This is a genomic window from Paenibacillus tyrphae (genome assembly GCF_027925525.1).
GTDB lineage: Bacteria > Bacillota > Bacilli > Paenibacillales > NBRC-103111 > Paenibacillus_G > Paenibacillus_G tyrfis_B.
Map to the genome: position 1 here is coordinate 211487 of NZ_BSDJ01000002.1, position 22502 is coordinate 233988.

The 22502-nt window shown below is 49.3% G+C and carries 15 protein-coding genes and 2 pseudogenes; 6 read left to right on the top strand and 11 right to left on the bottom strand.

Annotated features, from left to right (window positions below; translation table 11 throughout):
* Positions 1-10 precede the first annotated feature (10 nt).
* The 6 genes from QMG93_RS02850 to QMG93_RS02875 form a co-directional block, all read right to left on the bottom strand.
* Positions 11-1210, bottom strand: coding sequence for a Ger(x)C family spore germination protein (locus QMG93_RS02850; protein ID WP_281933381.1), 1200 nt, complete (start codon positions 1208-1210; stop codon positions 11-13).
* Positions 1197-2291 carry a GerAB/ArcD/ProY family transporter gene (locus QMG93_RS02855; RefSeq protein WP_281933382.1) on the bottom strand — a complete coding sequence of 365 codons (1095 nt, stop codon included), beginning with the start codon at positions 2289-2291 and terminating at the stop codon, positions 1197-1199. The genes QMG93_RS02850 and QMG93_RS02855 overlap by 14 nt, the downstream gene beginning before the upstream one ends.
* Before the next feature lie 27 nt (positions 2292-2318).
* Positions 2319-3797 carry a spore germination protein gene (locus QMG93_RS02860; RefSeq protein WP_281933383.1) on the bottom strand — a complete coding sequence of 493 codons (1479 nt, stop codon included), beginning with the start codon at positions 3795-3797 and terminating at the stop codon, positions 2319-2321.
* A 164-nt stretch (positions 3798-3961) separates the two neighbouring features.
* Positions 3962-4891 carry a response regulator gene (locus tag QMG93_RS02865; protein ID WP_281933384.1) on the bottom strand — a complete coding sequence of 310 codons (930 nt, stop codon included), beginning with the start codon at positions 4889-4891 and terminating at the stop codon, positions 3962-3964.
* Between the two features lie 56 nt (positions 4892-4947).
* Entirely contained in the window at positions 4948-5919 is a 972-nt protein-coding gene (locus QMG93_RS02870; RefSeq protein ID WP_281933385.1) for a glutaminase, read from the bottom strand.
* Between the two features lie 150 nt (positions 5920-6069).
* On the bottom strand, positions 6070-7362 hold the full coding sequence (locus tag QMG93_RS02875) for a sensor histidine kinase (protein ID WP_281933386.1): 1293 nt from the start codon (positions 7360-7362) through the stop codon (positions 6070-6072).
* Between the two features lie 191 nt (positions 7363-7553).
* Here QMG93_RS02875 and QMG93_RS02880 point away from each other — a divergent pair, with 191 nt between their 5' ends.
* Positions 7554-9146 carry a diguanylate cyclase gene (locus QMG93_RS02880; protein ID WP_281933387.1) on the top strand — a complete coding sequence of 531 codons (1593 nt, stop codon included), beginning with the start codon at positions 7554-7556 and terminating at the stop codon, positions 9144-9146.
* Between the two features lie 58 nt (positions 9147-9204).
* Here QMG93_RS02880 and QMG93_RS02885 read toward each other — a convergent pair whose 3' ends face one another.
* The gene (locus QMG93_RS02885) at positions 9205-10413 is read right to left on the bottom strand and encodes an FAD-dependent monooxygenase (protein ID WP_281933388.1); all 1209 of its coding nucleotides are present in this window, start codon (positions 10411-10413) and stop codon (positions 9205-9207) included.
* Positions 10414-10571: 158 nt separating this feature from the next.
* Between QMG93_RS02885 and QMG93_RS02890 the strand changes: the two genes are divergently transcribed.
* The 3 genes from QMG93_RS02890 (at position 10572) to QMG93_RS02900 (ending at position 14146) form a co-directional block, all read left to right on the top strand.
* Positions 10572-11339 (top strand): TetR/AcrR family transcriptional regulator, encoded by a 768-nt coding sequence (locus tag QMG93_RS02890; RefSeq protein ID WP_281933389.1) that lies wholly within the window; start codon positions 10572-10574, stop codon positions 11337-11339.
* 287 nt (positions 11340-11626) lie between these two features.
* Positions 11627-13468 (top strand): fibronectin type III domain-containing protein, encoded by a 1842-nt coding sequence (locus QMG93_RS02895; RefSeq protein ID WP_281933390.1) that lies wholly within the window; start codon positions 11627-11629, stop codon positions 13466-13468.
* Between the two features lie 129 nt (positions 13469-13597).
* Positions 13598-14146: a TetR family transcriptional regulator C-terminal domain-containing protein gene (locus QMG93_RS02900; RefSeq protein ID WP_281933391.1), complete on the top strand. Its 549-nt coding sequence runs from the start codon at positions 13598-13600 to the stop codon at positions 14144-14146.
* A 106-nt stretch (positions 14147-14252) separates the two neighbouring features.
* Here the strand turns inward: QMG93_RS02900 and QMG93_RS02905 are convergent.
* From QMG93_RS02905 to QMG93_RS02925, 4 genes and pseudogenes are all read right to left on the bottom strand, one after another.
* A pseudogene (locus QMG93_RS02905) lies at positions 14253-14554 on the bottom strand (SDR family NAD(P)-dependent oxidoreductase); the annotation flags it as partial.
* Between the two features lie 743 nt (positions 14555-15297).
* On the bottom strand, positions 15298-16713 hold the full coding sequence (locus QMG93_RS02910) for an arsenic transporter (protein WP_281933392.1): 1416 nt from the start codon (positions 16711-16713) through the stop codon (positions 15298-15300).
* Positions 16714-18725: 2012 nt separating this feature from the next.
* Entirely contained in the window at positions 18726-20129 is a 1404-nt protein-coding gene (locus tag QMG93_RS02920) for a sensor histidine kinase (protein ID WP_281933576.1), read from the bottom strand.
* Positions 20122-20799 (bottom strand): response regulator transcription factor, encoded by a 678-nt coding sequence (locus QMG93_RS02925; protein WP_281933393.1) that lies wholly within the window; start codon positions 20797-20799, stop codon positions 20122-20124. Before QMG93_RS02925 ends, QMG93_RS02920 begins: the two co-directional genes overlap by 8 nt.
* Positions 20800-20977: 178 nt before the next feature.
* Between QMG93_RS02925 and QMG93_RS02930 the strand changes: the two genes are divergently transcribed.
* Both QMG93_RS02930 and QMG93_RS02935 read left to right on the top strand, forming a co-directional pair.
* Positions 20978-21835 carry a hypothetical protein gene (locus QMG93_RS02930; RefSeq protein ID WP_281933394.1) on the top strand — a complete coding sequence of 286 codons (858 nt, stop codon included), beginning with the start codon at positions 20978-20980 and terminating at the stop codon, positions 21833-21835.
* Positions 21836-22058: 223 nt separating this feature from the next.
* A pseudogene (locus QMG93_RS02935) lies at positions 22059-22259 on the top strand (DJ-1/PfpI family protein); the annotation flags it as partial.
* Positions 22260-22502 lie beyond the last annotated feature (243 nt).

A 22502-nucleotide genomic window follows, 5' to 3' on the forward strand; every position in this document is an offset into this window, starting at 1 on the left:
GCCGTTCCCTTCATCCCCCCCTGCTTCCTCTTGTTCCAAATTCGACGATTCGGGCATTCACTTTAACCTCAATCGAAGCTTCGCTAAATGTAGAATCCCAGTTCTCTTTCACTTTGTTCCATACCTGAGGATATTCGACTTGCAGCCGTTTCCCGAACCCGGCGGCATCCAGCCTCAGTTTCTTTTGCATTTTGACCAGCACTCTTTTAAGCGAAGACTTAATCGACGCTTCTGCCGCCCGCTCCGCCCTGGCGATAAATTTTTCTTTAAAAGCATCGTCCGAATCGACCCAATCTTCCCTCAGCCTTCCTTCCGTCTTAATTTCCACCTGAAAGGAGATTCGCCCGTCCTTGTGCCTGGGCTTGATGCTTCTTGCGAACTTGCGGACCTCATAGACGATCTTTTCCCCGCTGATCGGGTCCGTTCCTTCGATAATTCCCGTTCTCTTCTTCTCCCCCTTCAGCCAGTTCAAGCCAACCGTCTCTTCCTCATCCAACCAACCGGCCATTCTGGCATCCTTTCCCCGGATCACGGCGGCCCCGGACAGCGTCGTTTCTTCTCGCGCTGCAGTTACCCATTGAATGACGAAATTTTCTTTTTTCGTTAAATTTTCGGACAGATCTCCAAGCTTCATGATCGGAGGGATACGCAGCGTCTTGCGGAAGCCTTCTACAAGTCCCCTTAAATTCAAAGCCGGATTCGCCACGATGCCTTTCTTTTCTAGTACGGTTCTTGTTTTTCCCTCGCATACCAATACACGGATCGACCGTCTCGCCTCCGGGTTGCGCAGCAAGAAGTTGATGATATCTCTCAAATCAAAGCTGCGTGCCACCTCTTCGCTGATGAGAATAACTCTCAGATGCTCATAACTGGGAGTGCGGGACAAGCGCGTTGATAAACCGTTAATGTTGTCAAATACGACCCTTCCCTCGCTAAAGACGTTTATATAATCCTTTTGTGCTGAAACCCCCTCTTTTGCGGAAAATTGCTTGGGCACGGCAAAATGATGCGTCATGGCGATTCGCTCAGCCTTGCTTTGTTTACCTTCGGGCATCCCTTTCTCTTGATTCGTTGCTTCATGGGAAGGCATGTCAAAGCCGATGCCCAGCACGATCCCTACGTCCTCGATCTCTATCCGATCCCAGCAACCCGTCATGGACACAAGAAATAGACTTGCCGAAAGCAAGCGCAGCCTTCTAGCCGTTCGCATGGCCTTTCCCCCTCAACTTGACGAAGATCCAGAAGTAGAGCGGCATGATCACAATAATGAACAAAGCAAAGTCATTAAGAAAATTGCCGAAACGTAGTACGTTGTTTAATGTTTTCGGCATCATGGCAACGAGATAAACCACTGGGAACAGGAGGTAAATAAAGGTTCGGTAATTTGTTCGGAATAGATGCCCTAACCCGAGGCTTGCCACATAATAGTACGGAACAAAAGTCGCATACATCGAGATGACCCAAAGCACGGAGAACAACGACTCGAACCGCTCGAAAAATCCTCCCGGCAATTCGATGTCCTTGGCTACGGACATGGTTGGCCAGGTCAGCGTCTTAACTTCGTCTACCGTGAGCGTTCCGATTGAAATTAAAACGGTTAACGTATACAGAGGAATCACGATGCCGATGCCTGTCAGCATGGATTTTACGACGTCCCGGGGCTTCTTCATAAACGCGCTTAAAACCAACATAATCTCGAAGCCGCTGTAAGCGAACGTCGAAGACGGTATCCCTTTCCATACCGGCGTGAATCCTTCTGCCAGTACCGGCCGTATATTGTCCAGTTCGAACTCCTGAAAGCTGAACGCGATCAGCGTAACGAGGATGATTGAGATCACGGGAAAAAATAGCTCGATCAAGCGCGCAATCGGGTTGATTCCTCCTATGGCGAGATAAACCCCAACCATCATAAAGACAAGGATGATAAACGCAATCGGGGTTTTATCCAGCAAATACATGTGGATCACCTCGCCCATGACACGAGCCAAATACCCGGCAGATATCGTAAAATAAGCGCTCAGCAGGACAATATGAACCGCGCCTATCACCTTGCCGAACACCGTTTGGCTGAATTCGAAAAACGTTTGTTTGGGAAAACGCTGGTTTAGTTTGATGATGACATACCCGGCCAGCAAAGCGAGGAACCCGCCAATCAGAACGGAAATCCATCCGTCCGGGGTCCCTACCTCCTTCGCCATAAGCTGCGGCAAAAACAGAATCCCTGTCCCAATCATGCTTTTCGATACGATAAATGAAGCTTGCAACGATGTAATTTCATCTTTACGACTCATGATGGTGACGACTCACCTTTACCTTTTCTATTGGCGCGTGCGGTCTTGCGGTCTGATTAGTCCGGGACGCCGCTTCATCATTTGCAGAGGCACTCTTACGATCAGGTCTTTCCAATCTTTTGCCTGCATGGGCGCGAAAGGAGCCATATAATCAACCCCGAAGCTCTTGAGCTTCACAAGATGGGCCATGATGAGGATGAAAAGCAGAATTACACCGTAAAGCCCGAGTATGGCCGCCGCCATCATCATCGCAAACCGGAGCATGCGAATAGCAATTGCCGAAGAATACTGAGGAAAGGCAAAGGAAGAAATGGCGGTCAGCGCAACGACGATCACCATGATAGGACTCACGATGGCCGCTTGGACGGCGGCTTGTCCGATTACCAATCCGCCGACAATACCGACCGCTTGTCCGATCGGTTTCGGCAGGCGCAGCCCCGCTTCCCGAAGAAGTTCGAGCGTCACTTCCATAATGAGCGCTTCGATGATCGATGGAAAAGGAACCCCTTCCCGTCCCGCTGCAATGGAGATGACGAGTTTCGTCGGAATTAATCCATGGTTGTAAGAAATCAAAGCAATATAAAGTGCAGGAAGAAACAGAGCGATGAATGCCGCCCCATATCGCAGGATGCGGATCAAGGAAGCGGGCATCCACCGTTCGAAATAGTCTTCGGAAGAAGTCATCAGCATGGAAAAAGTAACCGGTATAATCAAGGCGAAAGGAGTCCCGTCTACCAACAAGGCGATACGGCCCTGCAACAAAGCGCCCGCTACCCGATCGGGCCGCTCCGTATTTTGCATCTGCGGAAACGGAGAGTAAGTATGATCCTCGATAAGCTGCTCAATATAGCCGGAGTCGGATATCTCATCAATATCGATCCGCCCGATTCGGCTCTTCGCTTCTTCCACGAGCTCTTGGTTCGTTAATCCCTGGATATAAATCAGGTACACGTCCGTTTGAGACCGGCGTCCAAGCTTGTAAGGGATCATGGTGAAGCCCGGGTCTTTAATTCGGCGCCGAAGCATGGCCGTATTGGTATGAAGCTTCTCGACAAAACCTTCTCTCGGTCCCCGAACAACCGCTTCCGATAACGGTTCTTCAATGGAACGGCTCTCTCCTCCGACGGTGCTTAGAACGATAACATCGGTCAAGCCGTCCAGTAATAGCGCGGTATTCCCGTCAAGGACTTTACGAACGCAATCCTTCAAGCAGGGTATCTCATGAACCTCCGCTGTCGAAACGACGGAATCGGAAATGGTGCTCTTGAGCTGCTCTTTATTCATGGCGGAATCGCTGGAAAGACCTCGTTCCCGCATTAAAGGCTTGATCACTTGCTCGTTCAGAACGGTTTTATCCACCAGACCGTCGATATAAACGACAGCCGCTTGCCAGGAGGAATGTCCAACTCGAAACTCTCGGAAAATAACGTCGGGGCTATGCCCAATCGCATCCTTCATCATCCGAAGGTTTGCGGACAGGTTGTCTGTGAACGGAACATCCGGCATGTCATACACCTTCTTCAGCCATGGGTTGTTTATCAATTTCCATTCCGTATTATCTCCAAACAATTACATTTTATGATATCTTTGTTTCGTTCATAAAAAAACCTGCACCGGCAAGCTGCTTACGCCAGTAACAGGTGTTCTTCGTATCGGGTATGCTTTGGGAGTCAGTTCAATGTCGCCATCATTTGCTTTGCTTCCAAATACAGGACTTGCACGAATTTTTTCGTATTGATTTTATGGTTTACGCTGGATTTTTGATCTTCTTCCAATTCGTTCATTCTTCTCCGGACTTCCATAAAATCGAAAAATTTCGCTGCGTAATTTTCAAACTTGGGATGGGTATAATCCGTTATGCCTAACGATGCGAGATGATTTAGCGCATGAGATATCGCTCTCCGTACACGCTGCTCAGCCGCCTTGAATTCTTTTTGAATGAGCTCGGAGTCAACGCGTTCCCCGAGTTTTTTCAATGAAATTTGCCAAAAAATATCTTTTAAAGCCGGAAATTCATCCTTTAACGCTCGCTCCGATTCATCTTGGAATAAATACTCCAACATCTCCAGCAAGTCCTGGGTTCCGCTTTCTCCCGCCATACCCAGCTCCGACAACAGATAATTTCCGCAAGTTAGGATGGACGCATCTCCTGATCGCCGGGTCTTATTCTCGCTTATATCATACGGAGAAAGAAAATCGATCGATTGCTTGATGGTTTGAATCGACGTTTCAAGCAGCATGCTTTCCATCACTTTCTTAACGATCGTTATGAGCTCGATCCGGTTTAAAGGCTTAAGGACGTAATATTCGATGCCTAGCGAGTAAGTACGGCTGACGATATCTTTCGAACCGACTTCGGAGAGCATAATGATCTTTCCCAAAAATACGGGCAATAGTGCACGAACGGTCTCAATCCCGTCACGGTAAGGCATGAGGACATCAACGAAAAGAATATCCACCTGGTTCATGACGATCGATTGAGCATCGATCTTCGCTCCGTCTTCCGCTTCTCCCACGACTTGGCCCAGACCCTCATCTTCAATCATTTGCGCCAGCATGAGACGGACCGCAGGGTCATCGTCTACAATAAAAAATCTCATGACTTTGCCTCTCCAATGGCCGTGTTTCTCATGAATGCACTGCCTCCTATTGTCGGTTAACAGACGCTTAAATCCCACGCTTGGGCGATATGCTTCAAGAGCATATGTCCCGCCGTACTGTTGCCATACTTATCGATGGCAGGGCCATATATGCCGATCCCGCATCCGTCCGGAAAAGGAAGCTCTCTGGATTTCGCGCGAGGCGGAACAGCCGCCATAATTCCTCCGGATACCCCGCTTTTGGCCGGTACGCCCACAAAAGCGGCGAATTTTCCCGAAGCGTTATACATTCCGCATGTCAGCATCAACGCTTTCGTGATGCGAGCGATATCTTTGGATACCACTTGCTTCTTCCGTACCGGGTCGTAGCCGTCGCACCCAAGAATCATCCCGATCGCGGCCAAATCTTCCACCGTGACTTCAAGCGAGCATTGCTTCAAATAAACTTCCAGCGCGACTTCCACGTCAGATTGCAGACAATTCATTTCCTGCAGACAATACGCCAGCGCTCGATTGCGATGGGCTGTCTGCCACTCGGACTGAAACACCTCTCGGTTGCAAGTCGGGCGCTTTCCCGTTAAGGCTTCCAATAAAGCCGTGATAACCTCAAGCTTGGATTCCGCGGTCGTTCCCGGCTGCATGGAAGCTATAGTGATGGCTCCCGCATTAATCATGGGATTAAAAGGCCTGCCCGGCTTGTGAAGCTCCAACCGAACGATTGAATTGAAAGCGTCTCCAGTAGGCTCCACATCTACATACTCCAGCACGGTGTCAATGCCGCAACTTAAACAAGCGGCCATAAATCCGATAACTTTGGAAATACTTTGGATGGTAAAGGGCGACTCGGTCTCTCCGGCTTTTACGATCCTTCCGTCTGTTCCAATCATGCAAATGCCCAATTGAGACGGATCCGCCTTTCGTAACGCGGGAATGTAATCGGCACAGTTCCCAAGGGCGGAGTAAGACCGGTACCGGTCCACCCATTCGCCCAAGTCTATCGTTCTATCGCTTACGCTCGTCATGTCCATTGATAACCAACCCCGTCCCCTTCCGGCCACAACCATTCGTTTGCCTCGGCAACGCTTTCAGTCTCACGGCCGGAAATGGCGAATATCCATTATTTTCATAGTCAAGTACACTTTGAACATACCATCTCGACTACTAAAAAATATAAAAATCTACACGGCGGTTGAAGCACTTCTTATTTTGAAGGTCGGAAGACGCACGATAAATGTCGTTCCGCTGCCTTCTTCGGAAGAGCCGATGGCAATCTCCCCATCGAGCGAATGGACGATATCGCGCACATGCGACAGTCCGATCCCGGCTGCGGCTACCCCGCTTTCGTTATATTTCGTCGTAAATCCGGGTTGAAAAACAATGCCGCGGTGCGATTCCCGAATGCCGCAGCCCGTATCGGAAACAACGAAGACCGTCTCCGCCGTATCTTCGTAAACACGTATACTGATGCTCCCATGCTCTTGAATGGCTTCCACCGCGTTCGAGACGAGGTTATTCACAATGGTAAGCAGGGGAATGAAATCGGCGGTCCGGTAATCCGCATCCAGATCGGTCGTGAACTTGATTTTCTTTTGGAACATGCGACTGTACTTTTGATTCGCTTTTACGACAAAGCCCAGCATTTCCGCCAAGCTCATATCGACAACGATTTCACTGTCGTATAATTTGGTCAGGCCGGCCAGGATGCGCTGGGAATCCTTCTTGACTTCGTGAATCTGCTGGGCGATACTTAATGCCTTTTGGGCATAGCGCTCCAGGTTCTCTTCTTTCAATTTGGAATAAAGAGTATAGCTCTGTTCGGTAATCGCTTCGATCGTGCCCATGGATTTTTGCAAATAAAACGTTTCCCCGTACAGCCCCGTACCCACGTGCAGCATCTGCTCCATCCGTTTTTCCTTCTCGGCATGAAGGACGCGCATTTGGCCTATCACAATGCTGCTGTACAGCCCGATGACAAAATAACTGCGCACCACGGTAAGGACCAATAAAAGAAGCCAGTCGTCCCAATCCATCACATTCACGCCGAGCAGCAGCCACCGCAAGAAGAGCTCGGCCCCGTTCGAGATCAGATCGATGCCCGCGACAAGCCCGCCTAGCCTAAGGGGATTATATTCGTGAATTGTTGTTCGAAGCCTGCCCATGCAGAGAGCAAATACGATATAATATACACCGGCGGCCACATTATTCTGCAGGCTTGCTGTGAAAGAAAGCGGAGTCGAGTGGGTCAGCCATTCGGTCCCCTGAAAGCATACGCTGAATATTCCCGTTATGATCCCGATCTTGAGGTAAGGCAAGTGTCGCATAAACAGCAAGAAGAACAAAAACGTACTGGCGCCAAGCCCCATACGGAAATAATCTCCATGAAACGGATATACTTTGATTTCCGCACCAATAGCCGTCGTCAGGGCGATAAGCAGAATTTGCATCGTTTCATTTTTGAGAAACCGCCTCACATGTGTTCCCCCTATGAAGATATTTTTTAAAATGAGTATAAACGAAAGAAGATTCATCCGCCAACCTTCCAAATCCAGGTCTATATGTAGCTTGGGAGCTTTTTAATAAAATCGGGGAGCGATAAAGGATTATGGCGGGTCATGTCGAAAATGAAGTGGAACTTAACTTGGAAAATAAGGAGGGGGATACCATGTCCGGACCGTTCGGGATTCGCTGTGCCGAAAAAAATAAAATCAGTCTTGCCACCCTGTTAACCGGGCTGGTCTCCCTTTCCGTCGCGCTTACTTTGACAATTCTGCTTCTCGCCTCTTATCATTCCAATAAGGAATCGTTATTCGAAACGACCTTTGCGTTGAACTATTCGGCGGCGACTAAAATGAGCCATTCCATCGATTCCTTATTCCAATCGATGCGGACCGGTCTGGCCTATACCGGCGTCCGTCTTTCGGCCGGGGATCTATCGGATGCGCAAGAAATACAGAGGCAGCTTGAAGCGCTGCGCTTAGGCAGTCACTATTTCAACTCCATCGCCGTCGTGGACGAAACGGGCCTTGTCCGCGGTGTGGACCCGCCTTCCGTCGGCACGACCGGACTGCATATCGCAACGGAAGCGACCAAAGAAGCGCTCGCGGTAAAAAAATCCTATATATCCAAGCCCTACTATTCGGCCACCGGACGGCTTATCGTTTTTATGAGCGAGCCGCTTTTCGACAAAGACGGAACATATCGGGGTTTTATCGGAGGCAGTCTTTATTTGCAGGAAAACAATATATTGAATATGATGTTCGGGATGCATAATCATCTCAATAGCGACGGTTCGTACTTTTATGTCGTCAGCTCCAACGGTCATTTATTGTTTCATCCCGACAAATCCCGGATCGGCGACGATATCAATGCCAATCTAGTCGTTCAGAAGACGCTTCGGGGCGAAAGCGGATTCGAACAGGTAACCAATTCCCAAGGAATCACCTTTCTTGCCGGCTATTCCCCCGTTCTGGAGAACGGCTGGGGAGTCGTCGTCCAGTCCCCCATCAATGTCGTATATGACGAATTGAACCGCAATATTCGCACGATTCTGCTGTACACTCTGGCACCGTTTGTCGTATTGTTGATCGCCGCCATCTGGCTTGCCCGGCGTTTGGCCCGTCCGTTCGTGTCTCTTGCCGATCTGGCTGGCCGATTGGGCAGGGGCGAAAGAATCGTTCTTCCGGAGGCCAAGCATCACTGGAACCGGGAAGCCGACTTGTTGACACAGACGATTACGCTTGCGTTAAGCGATCTGCAGAAGCAGACCGAGCAGTTGGCTCATGCCGCCATGACCGATTCTTTAACGGGGTTAACGAACCGCAGGACGTTTGAATCCATCATGACGCAATGGACGGATGAGCAGTACTCCTTCGCCCTGATTGTCATGGATATCGACCGATTCAAGTCCATCAACGATACCTACGGTCATCAAGCGGGTGACGAAGTATTGAAGCATCTGGCCCGCATCGTCACTTCGTCCGTAGGTCCCCATGATATATGCTGCCGTTACGGCGGAGAGGAATTTGTCGTGCTTCTGCCGCTCGCGAGCGTTCCGGATGCTCTGACCACGGCGGAGCGAATTCGTACCGCTTTTGAAACGAGGGAAAATCCTCTCGAAATCCAGATAACCGTCTCGTCAGGCATCGCTCACTATCCATCCCACGCCGAATCGGCTGACATGCTGTTTCAACGGGCCGACCACGCTTTATATCGGGCGAAGGAATCGGGGAAAAACCGAACCATCGTGGCCGACTAGAAAACGGAGCGTTTCCACATGATTCGCATGGTGGAGGCGCTCCGTTCGTTGTGCCAGTTTATGTTCCCTCATATCCTTTTAACTCGATCCCGTTCGCGGCTTTGGCGATCATCTTCGAAATCATTTGAAACGTGGCATTCATCAAGAACGGTACGCGAAGCATCCAGTTTTGCAGGATGATTTTGAAGCTGGAGCTGGCGACCATCCCCTCTGCCGCTGACTGGCCGATTTTTTGGTTTTTCTCCACAAATGCCTTCATCTCTTGCTCGTAGGCCGCAAAAGCCCGTGTATAATCCCCTTGCGCGAGTTTCAACTCACCGGCCAGCACGTAAGCACCGACAAGCGCCAGGCTGCTGCCCTGCCCGGAAAGCGGCGATGGGCCATAGGCCGCGTCGCCGACAAGCGCAACACGGCCTCTCGACCATGCAGGCATATGAATTTGGCATATCTCGTCAAAATAAAAATCTTCTGCCGCCTTCATGGCCTGGAGCAGCCGCTGGGTTTCCCAACCGTTCTCACCGCCAAACGTATCGGACACTAGCTGCTTCTGGGCTTCGGGATTGTGCCGGTCGTATAGCAAGGGTCCCGATTTAAAAACGAACAGGCCCTTCGCTTCCGTGTTGTCACGGGCGCTGTACATCCCTACCGTCCTGCCGGGAACCGTATACAATTGCAGGCTATGGTTGAGGTCCAGGAAATTGCGGGTCGTAAATATCGAAATATAGCAGCCCAGTGAACGTTTAAACTGTTCCTCCTCGCCAAACGTCAGCCTGCGCACATTGGAATGAAGCCCATCCGCTCCGATCACCAAATCGAAGGTTTGCGGCTTGCCGTTCGCAAATTGCACCTCCGCCCCCTCTTCCGTCTCGCGAATTGCAGTGATCGAATCATTCCATAGATAGTTCACCGTATCTTTGGTGAGATTGTACAAAATGTCAGTCAGATCATCGCGCATAACCTCGATGTCCAGACCTGCCTTGTTGCCGATGCTCGCTTCGCCGATCCGCCCTTTGATCTTGCCGCTGTCGTTTACAAAATAAACGCCGGTCATTTGCGTATCCGCCGCACGTACTTGATCGAGAATGCCCATCCGTTCGAGGACCAACAAAGCCGCTCCGCGAATATCGACCGCATAGCCGCCCCGTCGTAGGGCCGGGGCCCGCTCGACGATCGTCACCTCGAAGCCGTGACGGTGAAGCCAGTAGGCAAGCGCAGGTCCGGCAATGCTAGCTCCTGAAATCAGTATGCGTTTCGTTTTTTCGGTCATAGAAGAACACGCTCCTGTCATTACAATAAAAGGATGTTGTCCGTTCGAATTTACTGTGTATTGCATAAACAGTATATAATATATACAATTAAGGTGCAATGACTTTTTTCAATGCTTGGCATCTTGACGGTCATTCAGCAATTCAGGAGGACGTTCGTATGGATAACAACAAATTTGCAGAAGGGCTGCCACCCGGTGTGGCGCTCAGCTGGGGGCTGGTCAAACCGACGCAGCGCGGGCCGAAACGTGAGATGAGTCTGAAGCAAATCGTGGATTCCGCCATTGCCATAGCCGATAAAGACGGACTGTCCGCTGTGTCTATGAACAAGGTCGCCGCATCCTTGGGATTTACGACCATGGCCCTCTACCGTTACGTTCCTAGCAAAGAAGATCTCGTACTTCTTATGCAGGACGCCGTGTTCGATATCTCGATCCCGGAGGAAAATTCCACTCATTGGCGCGAAAATATGCGCACCTTTGTCCTGGCCATCATGCGGTGCTTTCAGGATCATCCATGGTTGTGCGATATCCCAGCCTCCGGCATCCCGATCACGCCAAATAATTTGCGTATTGTCGATTGGGCCTTGCGGATAATGTTCGACCTTCCGTTAGATCACCGCGAGAAGATCTCGATCGTGGTCATGCTGACCAGTCATGCGCGTGTACACAGCTTTTTTCAACGGGATATGGACCGTGCCGTCCAGACAGGCGTTAACTCGGGCCCTGTCCCTGGCGTAAGCTATAAGGCTGCATTGGAGCATCTCGTCACTTCGGAACGGTTTCCTTATCTGTCGCCGGTCGTGCTTGCGGGCGCCTATTCGCCGGAGAACGATTACAAGGATGGGCATGCCTACGGTTTCGAATTTGATTTTGGTCTCGCCCGAATACTGGATGGGATTGAGCATTATGTTCAATCCAAGCGATAGTCATGAAAAAAGCTCTTGTCATACTGAAATGACAGGAGCTTTTTCTCTTGCAGAGCAAGTGCTTTGGACTAATTTCTCCCCTTTCGATAAAAAGTTCTCCCTTCTTTCGGGGGCGGAACATCCCATATAATAGTAAGTAATCCTTATAGCGGAAAGGAGGATACATAAGGGACCGAACGACTGGAAGGAGGGTATGCGGAAGATCGTCTTTTGCGAGGAGGATTTTTTGTAAGCGCTTAATAAATGGTTCGATTTCAAATACCAATCTATTAAAGGAGGCTCGACTGATGAACTTCCATGGTTCTCCCTTGTACGCACGCCTGCGCCCTCGTCTGCTGCTAGGGCTCATTGCCTCGCTCATCGTCTCGCTTTTCTCCGCGATGGCATCCCCTCTCCCCTCTGCCGCGGCTCCCGCCGGAGGCTATAAAATCGTCGGCTATTGGCACAACTTCGATAATGGCTCCGGCTTTATCCGGCTGCGCGACGTCTCTCCGGATTTCGACGTGATTAACGTTTCGTTCGCGGAGCCGACAAGCGGCGGTGGCGGTGTGATCGGCTTCACCCCCTATAACTATACCGAAGCCGACTTCAAAGCCGACGTTGCGTATCTGCAGAGCAAAGGAAAAAAGGTCGTCATCTCCATCGGCGGCGCGAACGGGCAAGTGCAGCTGGCGACTACGGCCGCCCGCGACGCGTTCGTCAGCTCGGTGACAAGCATCATCGAGAAATACGGGTTCGACGGACTCGATGTCGATTTCGAAGGACACTCGCTCTATTTGAACGCCGGCGATTCCGACTTCCGCCATCCGACTACGCCCGTCATCGTCAACCTGATCGATGCGCTCAAGTCGCTGAACAGCCACTTTGGCACGGACAAATTCATTCTGACCATGGCCCCAGAGACGTTCTTCGTCCAGCTCGGGTATTCGTTCTACGGCGGAAGCTGCATCAGCTGCGATTCGCGCGCCGGCGCTTACCTGCCCGTTATCTATGCGACGCGCGACATTCTGGACTGGCTCCAAGTGCAAAATTATAACTCCGGCCCGATCACCGGCCTCGACGACCAGTACCATACGATGGGCAGCGCGGATTTTCACGTCGCCATGGCCGATATGCTGTTGACCGGGTTCCCCGTGAACAAGAACGCCAACCTGTTCTTCCCACCGCTGCGTCAGGAGCAGGTGCTGCTTGGCTTGCCGGCGAACGCCAATGCGGGCGGCGGCTTTACACCGGTTGCCGAAGTGCATAAGGCGCTCGACGCGCTCGTGAAGGGCCAGCAGCTTGGCTCCTACAAAACGCGGGGCAGCGCAACCGGCTATCCGAACTTTGGCGGTCTGATGACGTGGTCGATCAACTGGGATAAGTTCAATCAATTCGAGTTTTCCACGAAGCACCGCGCCTATTTGAACGCCTTGAACCCGCCGGCGCCGGATACGCAGCCTCCGACAGCTCCGGCAAATCTGGTTGCGACAGGCAAAACCGCGACCAGCGTCTCTCTGTCCTGGAACGCTTCGACCGACAATGTCGGCGTGACGGGCTACACGGTAGCCTACGGCCCTACCCAGGTGAGCGTAACGGGCACGAGCACAACCATCCAAGGCCTGAAGCCGAACACCAGCTATACGTTCACGGTAACGGCCAAGGATGCCGCCGGCAACGTCTCGACCGCCAGCAATGCAGTGACGGTCAAGACGGACGAATCGTCCGGCGACACCCAGGCCCCGACCGCGCCGACCCAACTGAGCGTGGTCTCCAAGTCGGCTACGAGCGTGACGTTGAGCTGGGCGGCATCGACAGATAATGTCGGCGTGACCGGTTACACGGTCGCCTACGGCTCTTCGCAAGTGAACGTGACAGGAACGAGTGCCTCGGTAGAAGGCCTGAAGCCGAATACCAGCTACACGTTCTCGGTAACGGCCAGGGATGCCGCCGGCAATGTCTCGCCTGCCGCAGTAATTACGGTGACGACGGATGCCCCGTCAGGCGCGCAGCCGTGGGCTCCCGGAACCGCCTATAAAATCGGCGATGAGGTTACGTACGCAGGCAAAACCTATGTGTGCCGCCAAAACCACACCTCGCTGCAAGGCTGGGAGCCGCCCAACGTTGCGGCGCTGTGGCAGCTGAAGTAAGTCGAGCATGCAGCGGCTAGCGAAGCCGATGATCACTCGTGTTCAGTGAAAATAAAGTTTTAGACTGAGCAGCTTGATTTAACGGGATTTATGAGGTCAAAAATCGTCAGCTTTCAAATAAATAGAGCTATGCCAAAAATCGTTGATCATGAGAAACAGCGACATATTGTTGCTCAAGCCGGCCTGTCCGTAGGATCGATGCGGCATTACTTTTCCACACAGGTCGAGCTTTTTGCCTTTTGCATGGACCTCTATGCTCAACGCGTCCAAAATCGTGTTGCAGAGCTTACTGTCGAGAAGCCGTTTTTACCGGATTTGAAGCAATTGCTGTTGCAGTTTTTGCCTGTAAATGAGGAGAGAACAAAGGAGATAGAGGTTTGGTTTTTATTTAACGCTAAGGTCATGATTTATCCCGAGCTAAAGAAAGTAAGTGAAGAAATGCAGAACGGCTTGTATCGGACCGCTGAATTCGTCATTGAAACCTTGGTAGAGTCCAATCTGGCGAAATCGGGATTGGATGCCGCTTTGGAAGCGGAGAAATTGTACGCGCTGGTCGACGGACTGGCCATACACCAGCTGATGCAGCCAGGGCGACTCTCGCCGGAACGGATGGAATACTTGCTGGACCAGCATTTGAGTTCGTTATGTATAAGGGAGGAGGAAAGCCCTCGCGGTTAACCCAGGAACATCAAACCAAGCTCAATCAGACCATTATTCGATCATGTGCCTCACAAAGCAGGGATTTTAAGATTGTTTTTGTATTCGGGCAATTTGCATAGAAAAAAATGCCCGTGGCTTTCATGATGTCGGCATAAGCGGCGGCGTCAACCTGCTGCACCGGAACCTCCTTACCCAATACGGCGCCGAGAGCGGAAGCCAGTTCTTCTTGAGTCAGCAAAAAAGAGTTCGGAATCCCCTCAAAATAGCTTCCTCGGTTGTCCGATGCGTTGGAGCAAGGAAGTTCTTGCTCTCCTTGGCGCTGGCTATGCTGGTATAAGCAATAAATTTAACTCCGGCACGCTCAGCAGCAGCTACCGCATTTGAGTGTTGCCTGATTCTTGTTTCATTGTCTCCATCCGCAGAAATTCTCCGATACAACGGGATTTGTTATTTACGCTGCCTGCAATGAAGTCCCCCGTGCAATCATTCGGGTATACGGAAATAAGGAAAAGGGTGTGCACAGCAATGAAAAACAGGAACTGATCTGCTCCAAATGTATCACAACCGATGTAACAACCATAGTTACAACGTAGTTACTTTGTCAATCCCATCCAACCCAAAATAAAAGGACGCTGTCGCGCCTTCGCTTGGACAACGTCCCTCTTCTGCAAATAAAGTAGGGGAACCACTCTCATGGTTCTCCCCTTTTCGAACCGCACGTGCCTTACTAAGGCATACCGGCTTACCAACGTGATGTTAACTTGAAATCAGTATGTCGCTAGTCTTAGCGATGACGATATTCCCGATTGAGCAGTTCGGCAATATACTTGAACATCGATTGAAATCTGTGCTCCAGTACGCCTAATTCGTGAGCCTGTTCCTTTATTTTGCGATATAATCCTTACCCTAAAATATAGAAAATCCTTGTTCTTTCAAGAATTTAGAGAGGTATGAGTTCTGTGCCATAACCACTTCAATGCCTTGATTATTCACAATGGATTTAACCTCGCAACTTTATTCATGAAAACTTTGTCCAGAATTAGAGCATGATAGTTTTTGGAGGTGGAGCATTTAGATAGATATCCGGCTTCAATAATGACTTGCATCGCATGCGGGTTTTCAACTTTTCATTTGTTCGGGTTTATAAGATTCATTCACAAATAGAGTAATTATTTATACGCCTTGATGTCTCTTTTAGTAAGTTTACTAGTTAGTACAGTTTTTACGACCATTGCAACTGCTGTAAGCAGAAAGATAAATGCTATGATGCCTAACCATATATTTATGTGGAGAGTCTGAATAGCATACAACCAGAAATAAAGACCTGTAAGGGCGATGAACAGCGTTGGCACAGTCAGGATTATGCCGATTTTTAAATAATAGCCCCAACTGATCTTTACGTTTTTGGTAGATAATACATGAAGCCAAAGCAAGGTTGCCAAAGAGCCGATTGGCGTGATCTTTGGCCCCAAATCGGAACCGACGACATTGGCATAGATCAGCGCCTCACGTATGATTCCCTCGGTTTCCGTCCCTTTTATGGCTAGAGCGTTAATCATGACGGTCGGCATGTTATTCATAATGGACGATAAAATGGCCGCAATAAAACCGGTCCCCACAGTTGCTGCAAGTAAACCACTGTCTGCGACGGCTTGTATGACCTTACTTAGAGCATCCGTTAATCCAACATTTCTTAATCCGTAAACGACGACATACATTCCGATGGAAAACACGACGATTGTCCACGGAGCTTCTTTTATGATCCGTTTTGTTTGAATAACTGAACTACGTCTTGCGGCTAAAATCAATATTATTGCCACAACTCCTGCAATAATTGATACAGGGACATGAATAAATTCGCTAAGCAAATATGCAATAAACAGTACAGCGAGAACCCCCCAGGATAATCTGAACAACTTACTATCCTTGATTACTTGGTGAGGTTGTTTTAATTGCATCATGTCATATTGCTTCGGTATGCTCTTGTGAAAAAACAAATAAAGGACGAAGATACTGGCTCCTAATGCAAAGAAATTGGGTACAATCATTCGACTTGCGTACTCGACAAACCCGATATTAAAATAGTCAGCAGAAACAATATTCACCAAATTACTAACCACAAGAGGAAGGGATGTGGTATCTGCGATAAAACCACTTGCCATGATAAATGGCAGGACCATACGTTCATCGAACTTTAAAGCGCGGACCATCGCTAAAACAATTGGGGTTAGAATCAGTGCTGTGCCATCGTTCGCAAAAAATGCAGCCACGGCAGCACCAAGCAGGATAACGTAAACGAACATCAATGTGCCATTGCCCCGAGCGATTCGCGCTACATGTAGCGCGGCCCATTCAAAAAAACCAATTTCATCTAAAATAAGTGAGATCAGAATAATAGCAACGAATGTCAATGTCGCATTCCATACGATTAGTGTGACGTCTCTTACATCTTCAATGCTTACGATACCAAAAATAAGGGAAAGTATTGATCCACCCATAGCCGACCAACCGATCTTTAATCCCTTCGGCTGCCAGATCACGAAAACCAACGTAACAATAAATATGAAAAATGCAAGGTAAATCATGAAAGTCCTCCTGTGTTCATTCCACAGTCATTTTCTTCGCAAATTACAGAATAGATCTTGTCTTTTCCGAAAGAATCTGTTTGGGATTTAATGTGAGTTTTTGAATAATTCTTAGTAAGTACCCTCTGCCCTCTTTTATTTTTTCATCAACCGCTGTCCTTTAAATTTGCGCATGCTTTGACTAACGTTCAATTGACTTATATGCCAAAATATCTGCAATTCCATCTACGTTTACTTCATTTCATTGAGCAGGACAACTAGGGATCAATCCAATTATCACCTATTGACACTTGGGGAAAATTAGGAATCGTTACAAGCCAATTTATCTATGTCGGCAATTCAAAGAAAAGCCCATTCCCTAGCTATTCTACACATACATCTTCTCTAAAATATAATCGATTATTAGTCTCGGAATCATCAGTTGTGCGCTGGAGCAGTAGACGAGGTGCTTTAAGCGGCTATTCGGATTCCACCCATACCCTGTTGCTGCACAAAAGCAGAAGCCACTTCAGGTGCTACGAGACGCCGCTAAGCGCCTTTTTCGCCATTTGTGATCCGAAGCTGCCGGAAAACCGTACAAGGAGGCAAGAAGAGCGGTGACAGTCGTTTTCTTATGTTTTACTTTCATATAGAGAACTGCAAGACATGTCCACTCAGTGAAGGAGGGGGTAAACCTGGGGTGAAAAATAAGACCTACTCGATTCGAATGGTAGAAGAGCACTATCAGTGAACAGATCGAGGTTGAGAATAGCGATACGTTCAAAGAGCGAATTCGTCGTCGACCTAAGATTGAGGATAAGAATGCTGAAATGAAAAAGTAATATGGGAGGGAGCTATTTGTACTGACCGTTTTCGTCGTAATGCGAAGCGAGTGGTAGAATTGATAAGACAAATGCAGCCCGCCTTCAGAAGGAGGACGGACTGCATTTTTTAATTTTTGTCGCAGAATCCGGCAAAAAATTTACCAATGTCACATCATCTGCTCAAAACTGTGGTATTTTGCAGGGGCTCCTATGGAGCTATTTTTTCCACTAAGCATACTGTCTATGCTATAACAATTATAGTTACAGCAATTCCGGAAAGTCAAGTCTATTTTAAAATATTTCTTTGGTTACTTTTCTCTTTATAAGTAGTTAATGGAGAATCAATAATAACTAATCCCGGATGCTTTATTCCTAATTCTCATATACTTCATAATGGGGATAATAAATGCTGTGTTTAGAATTGCACGATAACCTTTCCCGTGATTTTTTCGTTTTTTCCCAGATACAATTAGATCTTGATCAATGGATACACCTTTTAAGTCAGGATAATTCCAATTTTCAAGCAAGTTTTTAACTTCTGTTGCTAAATCATCAGAGATATCTTGAGATATCTCATTTAATTACTATAAGTCCTCCTGTTCCCAAGTGGAAATGACCCCTTAGAAAGGGCTGGAAGTCTGTGGGGTGATGAATATGGCTGTTATCCAAAATCATGACATTTTTTCCTTTTGGATAAACTTTGCAAATCGGATAAGAAACGGGTCCAAGCAGCTACGTCTGCCTTCTCTTCTTCCCGATGATGGATCTGCCAGTCTCATAGTTAATCGCACCGAACAATTTGGCGCCTTCATGTCGACTATAAGTTTGAATTTTATGCTGCTGTCCCTGAGTCAGCTTCCTTCCAAGTGTAGCCGTACAGCCAAGTAACGATAACGTTCATACAACCGCTTATCATGCGTTTCTTTCATCGCTCGATTCAACTGATGGATTTCACTTTTTCTCATCCTTACTGACACCTTTAGGATTGTCTCACTGACTATTTACCCATTTGACGGCGTGGTAAGTTTTTTAAGTACGTTTTATATAAATAAACAAGTAACCATCCTCCAATTGCTTTAGGATAAAATTCTTTGGCTTCATTAATTCGACATCTTTGAAGCTCCCTTGTTAAAGATCCTTATAGTTTTAAGAAATTTCTTAATAACGTTGTTATATTTACGAGCCCGGGATTCATTCGCAGCAACAGCTTTACCGCTCAGAGGGAGAAAGCATATCCGCCATTTCCACTTTGAACACACTGCCTTCCCCCGGCCTGCTTTCCACGAGTATCGTCCCCCCGCATTCCTCTACAATATGCTTGGCGATGGCAAGTCCGAGCCCATGTCCGCCCATCTGCCGTGAGCGCGATTTGTCAACCCGGTAAAAACGATCGAAGATGCGCGGAAGCTCTTCTTCCGGGATGCCCACTCCCGTATCGCGAACCTCCAGAACGAACTTCCCCTTGGGCGGCGCGTACTTGTGCGCGACGATTAGCTTCACGCTTCCCCCGGCTGTGGTATATTTGATCGCATTTTCCAGCAAAATGACAAGCAACTGTACGATTTTTTCCTGATCCAGACATACCCGAAGTTCATCGGGGGCTTCAAGCACCAGCCTAATCTGCTTCTCCGCTGCCAGTAAGCTCATCCTGTCCGCCGTTTGGACAGCTACGCCTGCAAGATCAAACCACGCGTTATGCAACATCGCCTGCCCCGAATCTTTACGGGCTAGCAACAGAAGATTCCCGGTCAGCCGGATCATACGCTGCACCTCGTCCTTTATACCTTCGAGCACCCGCTGTTCAAAGGAATCGTTTGCAGGTACGTCTTCGATACGCAGCGCTTCGATGGAGGCGAGCAGTACACTAAGCGGTGTACGAAGCTCATGAGAAGCGTCGGTTACAAATTGCTGCTGGCGCATGTAAGCCTGACGAATAGGGATCATCGCCTGTCGTGACATCAACCAACTGAGCCATACAACCAGCGTCTGAAACAATAATGTAACGCCTAGCAGCACAGCCGGCAGCCATTGCAGCAGATGTTTCTGGAAATCAACATTCTTGCCTGCATACAGGGTGCCGACCAGTTGCCCGTCGCGGTAAAGCAAACGACTGCCCACCATGTATAAGATTCTTTGCTGGCGGTCGTTTGCCTTTCGGAGATGAGGGAGCGGCTCGTCATAGGTTTGCAGTTCGATCTTTTCGAGGGCCGAAGCGCTAAGCGCTCCCGTGCGAATCAAGTCAAAAACCTGAGCGCGAAGCTCTTTTTGAATCTCAGTGCCCGTTACCGTATTGCCAAGCGTATCGATGATATAGTAGAAAGCCTGGTCGCCGCTCAGCTCAAATGCGCGTTCGCCCGGCTTATCGAACTTCTTATTAAGCACCTCTGCATACAGTGGCCCTTGAAGCGCATGAATCTCCTTGTCCAGCAGTTTATTCAGTCTTTGCTCCTGATCATTCCAAATCAGAATATACAGCAGTGTATAGACGATCGCGATAAACAGGAATAAAAGCAGGCTCAGCAATAAGCTGTATTGCAGCGTGAACCTAAACTGCGTTTTGCCGAAAAGGTCGTTGCCGAACAGACGATTACGCCACTTGTGCAGGTTAGGCATCAATTTTATAGCCGACCCCCCATACATTCTGAATCAAGTTCGATTGCGGATCGGTTTGTGATAGCTTTTTGCGGAGCAGCTTGACGGTAGCGTCAATCGTTTTGAGTGTAACCTCCGTATCAGTGCCCCAGATTCGATCTAAAATAAGCTCGCGCGACAGCGCGCGGCCTCTGTTCTTCAGCAGCAAATCCAGGAGTTGGAACTCCTTGGGCGATAGTTGCACCTGGTCTTCGCCGCAGACGACAAGATGGCTTGTGCGATGCAGTTCCATTTCGCCTATCCGGCATATCTCTTCCAGTAGCGGAGTAAAACTTCGCCGTCCTAGCGCTCTGAGCCGAGCCATCAGTTCATCGATTTCGAACGGCTTGACCAGATAGTCATCGGCTCCGCCATCCAGTCCCTTTATTCGATCTTGCACCGAATCTCTGGCGGTCAGCATCAAAATTGCACCGGCGAAGCCATCCATGCGCAGTTGCTGGCAGACCGTTCGTCCGTCCATGCCTGGCATCATCCAGTCGAGCACCAGTACATCATAGTTGGAGACGCTGGCGTAATCATAGGCTTCTTCTCCGTTGGTGACCCAATCCACGGTGTATCCCGCTTTTCTTCTGAGCAAGTGGGCGGTCAGTTCTCCCAGCCGCTGATCATCCTCTGCGAGCAATATTTTCATGACTGTCCCCCCTCGATTCTAGATACCGTATTTTTGTTTTAGTATATCAGGATACACGAGAATAGAGAAAAAAGAATGAAAATGACGCAGTCTTGATTTCACCCTTTTTTCACCCCGGCCTTTTATAGTTGAACTCAGAAACACTTACCCCTCTCTACGAAAGGATGGTTATGAAACTATGAACAAATCGAACTTCTTGGGAAAGAAAACAAGCAAGCTGCTGGCCGGGTCTTTATCGGCCGTCTTCTTGCTGGGTGGAAGCGCCTCCGGCTTCCCTGCTGTCCAGGCCGAGACCGCCAATTTCACTGTCGATGCTCGCAGTTCCGTCTACACGGCTACCTACAGTGAACTCGCGCCCGAACCGGCTCCGCCGCAGCCGGGCCTCCTTTCCCCGTCCGCAAATCCGCCTCTGATGCCGCCCGGCCCGGGCCATGCCGAGCTTGAACGGGCAGCGCTCCTGGAAACGTTAGGGATGTCATCCAGCGAGTTGTGGCAGGCTCAGCGGGCAGGTCAATCCTTGGCTGAAATTGCCACAAGCCGGGGAGTTGATGTACAGAAGATCGTTGATCTGGCGGCGCAATCGCTGACAGCAAGGCTTGATCGGGAGCTGGCGGACGGGCGTATAACACAGGATCAATACAATTCCCGTTTGAACGAAGTTGCTGAACGAGCCGCTAGCACTGTGAAGCGCACGCCCCCTCAGCCTCCTGTACCGGGCGAGCTTGAACCGGACTTCGGCCCTGGTCTGAAGCATGTAGACAAAGACGCTCTGCTATCGACGCTCGGCCTTTCCTCGGATGAGCTGAGAAACTTGCTGAAGAACGGCCAATCGTTGGCCGATGTAGCTGCGTCGAAAAGCGTCGATGTACAGAAGGTAATCGATCTGGTGGCCCGGACGTTGAACAGCAGACTCGATCAGGAACTGAGCGAGAAGTTGATTTGGAGGGACGAATACGAGACGCGCAAGCAGGAGGTCGCCATTCGTGCAGCCGATGCCGTCCAGCATAAGCACCCCCATCCTCCTGGTCATCCATAATGACCGGATAACGTCTTAGCCGCCAGATGCGAAGCTGAGCCAAGAAGCCTTCGATCTCCACGCAGTACATTGGTATCGAGGGTTTCTTCGCCAGGGCTTGTCTTCAAACTATAAAACAAGCAAAAACAGCGGTAGAATCAGGATATGAGAAGACGATACGAAAGACACAACGAACAACAGAAGGATGTGAACCCTGCCTCCTGCCGCTTTGCGTCCAACTCTTTTGGCGAAGCAGGAGGATATCTGAACAGCAAAATTTGCTGCCAAGCGGCTGGAGTATCGTGCCGGAAGCGAGCTTAAGCTTGAAGGAACGCCGTTTTCATACGAAGCGTTCGGCATACCGATTAGTGTCGGTTTGTTGTCATCGTTCTTCCTTTATTTTGCAGACGGACGTTTCGTGAGGAGAAAGACCGTGTCCGCATGAAACGGGAAGCCAAAGAAGCATCTCAGACAGCCGGGTCTGGATGCTTCTTTTTCGTTAGAGAGATTTGTTTTAATTTTAACTGCTGCCCGCTTGTTCAGCGCCGCCGCGTGAGTCTTTTCAGTCTACAATGTAGTGTAGTCCTTAAGATCAAAAGTAACAACTGCTAGCATGCCGTTTAGATCTATACGATTTCCAATTTTACAAATAAATGTTCTAGTTTAAGCATACATAAGGACATGTAGA

Bases quoted from the DNA above. Each gene is read 5' to 3' on its own strand.
- QMG93_RS02850 (WP_281933381.1), bottom strand. From the start codon at position 1,210: ATGCGAACGGCTAGAAGGCTGCGCTTGCTTTCGGCAAGTCTATTTCTT.
- QMG93_RS02855 (WP_281933382.1), bottom strand. From the start codon at position 2,291: ATGAGTCGTAAAGATGAAATTACATCGTTGCAAGCTTCATTTATCGTA.
- QMG93_RS02860 (WP_281933383.1), bottom strand. From the start codon at position 3,797: ATGCCGGATGTTCCGTTCACAGACAACCTGTCCGCAAACCTTCGGATG.
- QMG93_RS02865 (WP_281933384.1), bottom strand. From the start codon at position 4,891: ATGAGATTTTTTATTGTAGACGATGACCCTGCGGTCCGTCTCATGCTG.
- QMG93_RS02870 (WP_281933385.1), bottom strand. From the start codon at position 5,919: ATGGACATGACGAGCGTAAGCGATAGAACGATAGACTTGGGCGAATGG.
- QMG93_RS02880 (WP_281933387.1), top strand. From the start codon at position 7,554: ATGTCCGGACCGTTCGGGATTCGCTGTGCCGAAAAAAATAAAATCAGT.
- QMG93_RS02885 (WP_281933388.1), bottom strand. From the start codon at position 10,413: ATGACCGAAAAAACGAAACGCATACTGATTTCAGGAGCTAGCATTGCC.
- QMG93_RS02890 (WP_281933389.1), top strand. From the start codon at position 10,572: ATGGATAACAACAAATTTGCAGAAGGGCTGCCACCCGGTGTGGCGCTC.
- QMG93_RS02895 (WP_281933390.1), top strand. From the start codon at position 11,627: ATGAACTTCCATGGTTCTCCCTTGTACGCACGCCTGCGCCCTCGTCTG.
- QMG93_RS02900 (WP_281933391.1), top strand. From the start codon at position 13,598: ATGCCAAAAATCGTTGATCATGAGAAACAGCGACATATTGTTGCTCAA.
- QMG93_RS02910 (WP_281933392.1), bottom strand. From the start codon at position 16,713: ATGATTTACCTTGCATTTTTCATATTTATTGTTACGTTGGTTTTCGTG.
- QMG93_RS02920 (WP_281933576.1), bottom strand. From the start codon at position 20,129: ATGCCTAACCTGCACAAGTGGCGTAATCGTCTGTTCGGCAACGACCTT.
- QMG93_RS02925 (WP_281933393.1), bottom strand. From the start codon at position 20,799: ATGAAAATATTGCTCGCAGAGGATGATCAGCGGCTGGGAGAACTGACC.
- QMG93_RS02930 (WP_281933394.1), top strand. From the start codon at position 20,978: ATGAACAAATCGAACTTCTTGGGAAAGAAAACAAGCAAGCTGCTGGCC.